Here is a 6,916-nt window from a genome sequence, read left to right on the forward strand (position 1 = left end):
GCCCCTACACCACCCCTCGCTTGAAGAGTGCCTTCCTCATCACACGCACAGACTTCACGCCATGATAAATAAAAGGAGTAAGAAATCCAGTAATGAAGATCAAGATATCCTCATTTGAAAACCAAAGCCAACTCAAACCCAGATGCTCTGCTCCCCAACGAGTAAAATTAAAGACAGTTCCCAAAATGCAACAAAACAGCAGAAAATTCAAAACACGCAACGCCCTCTGCAACAGAGTATCGCTCTGTTTGCGTAGAAAGAACTCCAAGAGCCCCTTCAACAAGAGTGCAAAGACCAACACCATCAAGAACATTCCCCTGACACCATTCATATCCCTGATACCCACAGCAAAAAGCATAAGGATAACAGCCATCAGACAACAAAATAGGATCGGCTTCACGAACTCTTGCCAAGCAACCGGCAGACTCGTGACGCCCCAATGCCCCAAACCAAGGACAGCACCAAAAAGAAAAGAAAACACCGCCCCTTTCAACAACAGCTCCTGGCTCCAAGCCAAACGCCCCGCACCCACAGAAATAAAACCAAGATAGACACTCACCAAGCCATAAAAGACCACCCATCGCCCCCAAAACCGCCATCTTGTAACCCCACGACGCGCAGCCAGCTTATCAAGAAAAACCAAAGCAACAGCAAAAAGGCCCCAAAATACCACCAACAGTACAAGCCACAAACCCTGCGACATTTATATCTCCCCACAAATAATAAAATGAAAGAAAACGCTCAATTAAAAAAATACCCCAATTAATTAAAAAAAACACCTAAGTGTCACCCAAAACGCTTTGCCCTTAGATCAATAAGAGCAAAGACAAGACCAAAGATCAAGCCCCACAGAACATAAAGCACCCAGGGGATTGAGAACCAAAGCCAGCTCAAACCCAGATGCTCCGCCATCCCATAACCCCACTGAGAGGCAAGACCCACAAAGAAGCAAAAGACACTATTTTTAAAGAAAGCCTTTTTTGTAAGCCCTAAACGCTTCATAGCGATACGCGCACTGATATAAATAGAAGCCACGGAAAGACTCATCATGCCTAAAAGCATCAACAACGGCAAAATGACCCCATCAAGCGACATCACTTAAAGCTCCCCCATTAAATCACGCAAGGAAAACGTTCATGGTGCAACAAAACATCCCTCTTTTCAAGAACAAAAAAACACCCAATCCCCCCCACAAATCCCTACGCGCGCACTCTCCGCATACGCACCCTGCAACACGGGGCTTTCACACATCTTCTCCCCCACATCAGCCCACATCTCCTTCTACACCCGAACCGCAGCATGGAATTCATATAATCCACACACACACCAATACATACCTTGCTCCATACCCCTTCATGATAGCCCAAGCAACATTTCAATTTTTTTAAAAAACAAACCTACGTTTATGTGGAATATCCACCCCAAAACACGATCCTCTAAAAAAATGCCTTCCTCATCACACGCGCAGACTTCGCTCCCTGACAAGTCAAAATAAAGAAAAATGTACTTATAATGGTCAATACATCCCGATTCGAAAACCAAAGCCAACTCAAACCCAGATGCTCTGCTCCCAAAGAAACAAAGAAAAAGATAAGTCCCCAAATGCAAATAAACAGCAGAAAATTCAAAACACGCAACGACCTCTGCAACAGAGTATCGCTCTGTTTGCGTAGAAAGAACTCCAAGAGCCCCTTCAACAAGAGTGCAAAGACCAACACCATCAAGAACATCACCCTGACGCTATCCATATCCCTGATACCCACAGCAAAAAGCATAAGGATAACAGCCATCAGACAACAAAATAGGATCGGCTTCACGAACTCTTGCCAGAAAACCAGCAGTCTCCCCACACCCCAATGCACCAAACCAAGGACAGCACCAAAAAGAAAAGAAAACACCGCCCCTTTCAACAACAGCTCCTGGCTCCAAGCCAAACGCCCCGCACCCACAGAAATAAAACCAAGATAGACGCTCACCAAGCCATAAAAGACCACCCATCGCCCCCAAAACCGCCATCTTGTAACCCCACGACGCGCAGCCACCTTATCAAGAAAAACCAAAGCAACAGCAAAAAGGCCAAAAAACACCACCAACAGTACAAGCCACAAACCCTGCGACATTTATATCTCCCCACAACAATAAAATGAAAGAAAACGCCTACGATGTAAGCAAAAACCCCATCCTTTTTAAGAACCAATCTAACATCACACCAACACACAGCGTTGCCTCATGAAAAAAAGTGCTCATAAAATGAACAAGAAATACAAAAATGCAAATCGAACCCCACTCATTTGAAACCCAATGCCAAGGCATATCAAGATGCTTCACCCCCCCATATGCCAAACCAAGGATAAAACCCAACAAGCAAATCAAGGCAAAGCTTTTCAAAAAATGAAATCCTAAACCCAAAACGCCCTCCCTCTCTATAAACTTGCCCCTTTATAAACAGGCCCAAGGAAAAGACCAAGGATAATGCCCCAAAGGACACAAAACACCCATTTATTTGAGAACCAAAGCCCAAGTCAAACCCCAAAGCCCAAGTCAAACCCCAAAGCAAAGTCAAAGCAAAGTGCTCGGCTTGCTTATAAATAAAATCAGAAAGAGCCGCCAAAATGATGCTAAACAACACCATCTTGAAGAACAAACCCTTATATTACACCCCGCCGCTGCATGACTCCATAACTAAACATAAGGAAAATGCCGGGAGTACCATAAAACGCCACAGCGCGTAAAAATACGCCCCACGTCATCCCAAGCGCCTTCATTTCCATATAAACAGCTACAGAGACGGCAGCCACAATGGAAGCAAAATATCAATCCTTTTCAAAGCATGAAATCCTAAACCCAAAACGTCTTGCCCCTTTATAAACAAGCCCAAGGAAAAGACCAAGGATAATGCCCAAAAGGACACAAAACACCCATTTATTTGAGAACCAGAGCCATGCCAAACCAAAATGCTCGGCTTGCTTATAAATAAAATCAGAAAGAGCAGCCAAAATGATGCTAAACAACACCATCTTGAAGAACAAACCCTTTGTTACACCCCGCCGCTGCATAACTTCATAACCAACCATAAGAAAAATGCCGGGAGTACCATAAAACGCCACAGCGCGTAAAAATACGCCCCACGTCATCCCAAGCGCCTTCATTTCCATATAAATAGCCACAGAGACAAAGACCACAATGCCGCTCAACACTAATCCCCTCAGAGACAAAACCCTGCGCACCATTACTTTCCTCCCGCATCAAGTCACTCAAGAAACACATCACTCAAGAAAAATATCCACACGACAACAAAAGACAATGCAACAAAACACCCCTCTTTTCAAGAACCAAATCCATGGTTTTTCCACCCCCCCACAGCACAACAATCCTAGCCACACTCCAAGACCACACCCCCTCTCTCCACCCCCAAGCCCCCCACCTTCTCTCTAATCCTCTCTTTTATGAACATGCCCTGCGCCACTTGCCCTTACACGCCTCAACGCACACCCTCAGCAGCCCACGCCACCACCCACGCGCTCCAACCCGCACCCGCAAATAACCTAAGCGCCCACACACGCCCACACATGCCCCCTCTCTTCACGCCCCCTTCCTCCTCCACGCCTCCCCTCTCACGCCCTCTATTCATGAAACCAAGCAACATTTTTTTAACAAGAATCAAACGATCATAAGGAGATGATATGAACCATCAAGAGAAAAAAAATACACCCCTTCTTAAGCCTTACGAGAACGCCCCCCAAGAGAAAGAAAAGCATAGGGGTCATTTAAAGACGCAAGAAATCCCCCTTGAAACCAGCAACCCTTATTTTCAGCCCACGCATCCAGAAAGTTCCAGCAACCCGCGCACCATCAAAGCCCTTGTCAATGCACAAAGCAATCCCATTGCGCTTTTATATGCGAAGGGACATCTGAGTAAGGCACAATATAAAGCCGCAGAACGTTTTTATTTTTACTGGCGACACAGTCAGGCAGACCTCCACATGGGCCTTGACACCACCCGTGAAAAAGTTTCCTGTAGCCAAAGCTATACCCACCCCATTGAACGGCAAATAGAAGCCTCCAATCATTTAAAAACAATCAAAGTACAACTTGGTATTCTTGGCTATTCACTGCTTGAGCGGGTTATCGGTTATGGCCAAGCGATCAAAGAATTAAGTCCTTCAAAACGCAAACAAAACTCCCTTGCCGATCATTTACGAGATTGTTTAGACTTACTTGCCTTTCATTGGGGATATGCAAACCATAAACATTCTGAATAATCCCTCTCGCCATTCAGGGCAGCAGCCGACGTTGCCCCACTCTCAAGGGAAAATTTCCCCACACGCGGTGCAACATACCAAACGATATCCCCCTCCATCTCCACCACACCTCAGACACACGAACTTTTCACAAAACCTTTGCGCTCAAAAGGCACGCCCTTTAAAAAAAACAAAGCCTCTCCCCCCACACGCCAAACGATATTTCCCTCCATCTCCCACACCTCAGACACACGAACTTTTCACAAAACCCCGGCAATCAAAAGGCATACCCTTTTAAAAAAACAAAGCCTCTCCCCCACACGCTGGTTCATAACTATGAGGTGCTCTATTTGTTCGTTTTTTTATTGAAACATAAGTATGGTTGCATGCCTCATAACATCTTTCAAGACTTAATTGACAGTGAATTTCAGAATAAACATTCAATGGAAAAGAACTATTCATGACCTTTTAAGGCATAAAGAGAAATTTTTTTGTAAAAAGTATTCTTTATATTGCTCTATTTTCAATTCTCTGCTACTTATAGGAAGTAGTCTTGTTTAAAGGTGAATTTTTGTATTTAATGCATTTTTTTTAGATTTACTTTTTTTGATATTTCTTATTACCCAATGTTGAAAAGCTTCCTGTTATTGCCTTCTGTTTGTAGCGGAGGGCTTTTTTTATGACTGTATTGTCTTAAACCTTCTTAACTTTGTGATATTCTTCCATAAGATCTCCCTGCAAAATAGGTCATTCTTTTGTCAAATTGACTGAACATTCCTCCCTTCAAAGGACGAGGAGTCTCAATCGGGCCTGCAAACAGCCTGGGTTCTTATCCCTCTTGGCTTCTCATTCACTTTTGGTTTTCCCATGCATAGAATTTACCTAAAACTTAAAGCGCGCTTATCGCGCTTAAAAATATTCACCACACCTTCAAAAAAAACACTTCAACCTATCAGGCTGCTTTATACCCCCCCACAAAGGACGAGGGATTTTACAGCATACGCTGTTTTACGACACAACAGAATCACTGATATTAGAATCGCTGATATTTTTTCTTTATTGAAAGGCTTGTATCATGGCAATTGGGTGATGGATTCGTTTTTTATTGCTCATCTTAAAAATCTTAGAATTAGAATTAAGAGAGCCAACGCTCTTAAGCTTCTCTTCCTTCGACGCTGTTTTATATTGAGTTTATCAACCCCTCCCCTTACCCGTTACAAACAGCAGAACCCCAGGAGAGCTCATGTAAAATAAAACACTTCAAACAAAATGATAAAGAATCATAATGCCTCTTAATCAACACTATCACGCTCCAAGAACCGTCATCACGAACGATCATCTCCCCCCACAGCCTCTCATATCATTGAGCACTGGCAAAATGTATGATGAATGCCGCCTTTCTCTTTTATATATGAAGCGTAAAGATGGGGAGCGCAATAAGTTTGATATCATTTGGGATTTATCCCCCTTCACCGATAAAGCCGCGAAATGGATATGACGCGTATTGAGAAATATTAAAAGATAGCCCCCATATTCCGTTTGGAGCGTTCTGTTTTGCATGAGAAGCATTCCTCCATGAGAACTCTCCTCCTTTAGAGAAACAAAAGCGTGAGTCGCAAAATGTGAGAAAAGCGCATAGCACCTCATATTCTTCCCACAAGTGTTTTCTTTCTGCTGAGATAAACCCAAAATAGCTGTACCAGCCTTCTCCCCTTATCGAGATCCGCCTCCCAAAATACAAAAGTTGATTATGATAAAGCAGCATTCTTTAAGGGCGGTATTCATAAAGCCGTTGAAATAATTGAAATATTAAACCACTGCTATTGGTACAAGCAAAAACCAAACTATAGGAAAATGCCTCATGAATCTTGCATGACTTAAGAAAATCAAAAAAAAAACAAAAAAAAAGCACAAAAATATCTTAATTCTCATAGAGATCTCAGTATTCATTATAAAGACATGATCAGTGAGTCTCACTCTATAACCCTCTCAAATATTAGGAGACACAGTAAATATCTATAGTAAATACAAAAACCGGTGGAGATAAAATAGAAAATGAATCTCCTGGGCTTTCTCTATTTTTATGAGATATGCCTTTCCCTATGGATGCGCTCTGCCTTCAAAGAGTGCACCCTTCCTCTCAAGGGATACATGCCTAACCCTCATGGCACGTATCCAATCTCATAGAGGATGCGCTCTGCCTTCAAAGAGTGCACCCTTCCTCTCAAGGGATACATGCCTAACCCTCATGGCACGTATCCAATCTCATAGAGGGTGCACTCTGCCTTCAAAAGAGTGCACCCTTCCTCTCAAGGGATACATGCCTAACCCTCATGGCACGTATCCAATCTCTAGAGGGTGCACTCTGCCTTCAAAAGAGTGCACCCTTCCCCTCAAGGGATACATGCCTAACCCTCTCATGGCACGTATCCAATCTCTAGAGGGTGCACTCTAGCCCTCATAAAGAGTGCACCCTTCCCCTCAAGGGATACATGCCTAACCCTCTCATGGCACGTATCCAATCTCATAGAGGGTGCACTCTGCCTTCAAAGAGTGCACCCTTCCCCTCAAGGGATACATGCCTAACCCTCTCATGGCACGTATCCAATCTCTAGAGGGTGCACTCTAGCCCTCATAAAGAGTGCACCCTTCCCCTCAAGGGATACATGCCTAAC

6 protein-coding genes are annotated in these 6,916 nt (G+C 43.8%); 2 read left to right on the plus strand and 4 right to left on the minus strand.

Features of this window, described 5'->3' with window-relative positions; translation table 11 throughout:
* Positions 1–4 precede the first annotated feature (4 nt).
* From PVV57_RS08030 to PVV57_RS08045, 4 genes are all read right to left on the minus strand, one after another.
* Positions 5–703 carry a hypothetical protein gene (locus PVV57_RS08030; protein WP_273719227.1) on the minus strand — a complete coding sequence of 233 codons (699 nt, stop codon included), beginning with the start codon at positions 701–703 and terminating at the stop codon, positions 5–7.
* Between the two features lie 83 nt (positions 704–786).
* Positions 787–1,098 (minus strand): hypothetical protein, encoded by a 312-nt coding sequence (locus PVV57_RS08035; RefSeq protein ID WP_273783819.1) that lies wholly within the window; start codon positions 1,096–1,098, stop codon positions 787–789.
* 338 nt (positions 1,099–1,436) lie between these two features.
* On the minus strand, positions 1,437–2,120 hold the full coding sequence (locus PVV57_RS08040; protein ID WP_273783820.1) for a hypothetical protein: 684 nt from the start codon (positions 2,118–2,120) through the stop codon (positions 1,437–1,439).
* A 693-nt stretch (positions 2,121–2,813) separates the two neighbouring features.
* The gene (locus PVV57_RS08045; RefSeq protein ID WP_273783821.1) at positions 2,814–3,197 is read right to left on the minus strand and encodes a hypothetical protein; all 384 of its coding nucleotides are present in this window, start codon (positions 3,195–3,197) and stop codon (positions 2,814–2,816) included.
* A 486-nt stretch (positions 3,198–3,683) separates the two neighbouring features.
* Between PVV57_RS08045 and PVV57_RS08050 the strand changes: the two genes are divergently transcribed.
* Both PVV57_RS08050 and PVV57_RS08055 read left to right on the plus strand, forming a co-directional pair.
* Entirely contained in the window at positions 3,684–4,262 is a 579-nt protein-coding gene (locus PVV57_RS08050; protein WP_273783822.1) for a hypothetical protein, read from the plus strand.
* Between the two features lie 1,264 nt (positions 4,263–5,526).
* A complete protein-coding gene (locus PVV57_RS08055; protein ID WP_273719232.1) occupies positions 5,527–5,739 on the plus strand; it encodes a hypothetical protein in 213 nt (70 codons plus the stop codon).
* Positions 5,740–6,916 lie beyond the last annotated feature (1,177 nt).

It is taken from the genome of Bartonella sp. AU15XJBT, assembly GCF_028618615.1.
Lineage (GTDB): Bacteria > Pseudomonadota > Alphaproteobacteria > Rhizobiales > Rhizobiaceae > Bartonella.

Excerpts from the sequence above, each read along its gene's own strand:
- PVV57_RS08040 (WP_273783820.1), bottom strand. The coding sequence starts at position 2,120 with ATGTCGCAGGGTTTGTGGCTTGTACTGTTGGTGGTGTTTTTTGGCCTT.
- PVV57_RS08030 (WP_273719227.1), bottom strand. The coding sequence starts at position 703 with ATGTCGCAGGGTTTGTGGCTTGTACTGTTGGTGGTATTTTGGGGCCTT.
- PVV57_RS08050 (WP_273783822.1), top strand. The coding sequence starts at position 3,684 with ATGAACCATCAAGAGAAAAAAAATACACCCCTTCTTAAGCCTTACGAG.
- PVV57_RS08055 (WP_273719232.1), top strand. The coding sequence starts at position 5,527 with ATGCCTCTTAATCAACACTATCACGCTCCAAGAACCGTCATCACGAAC.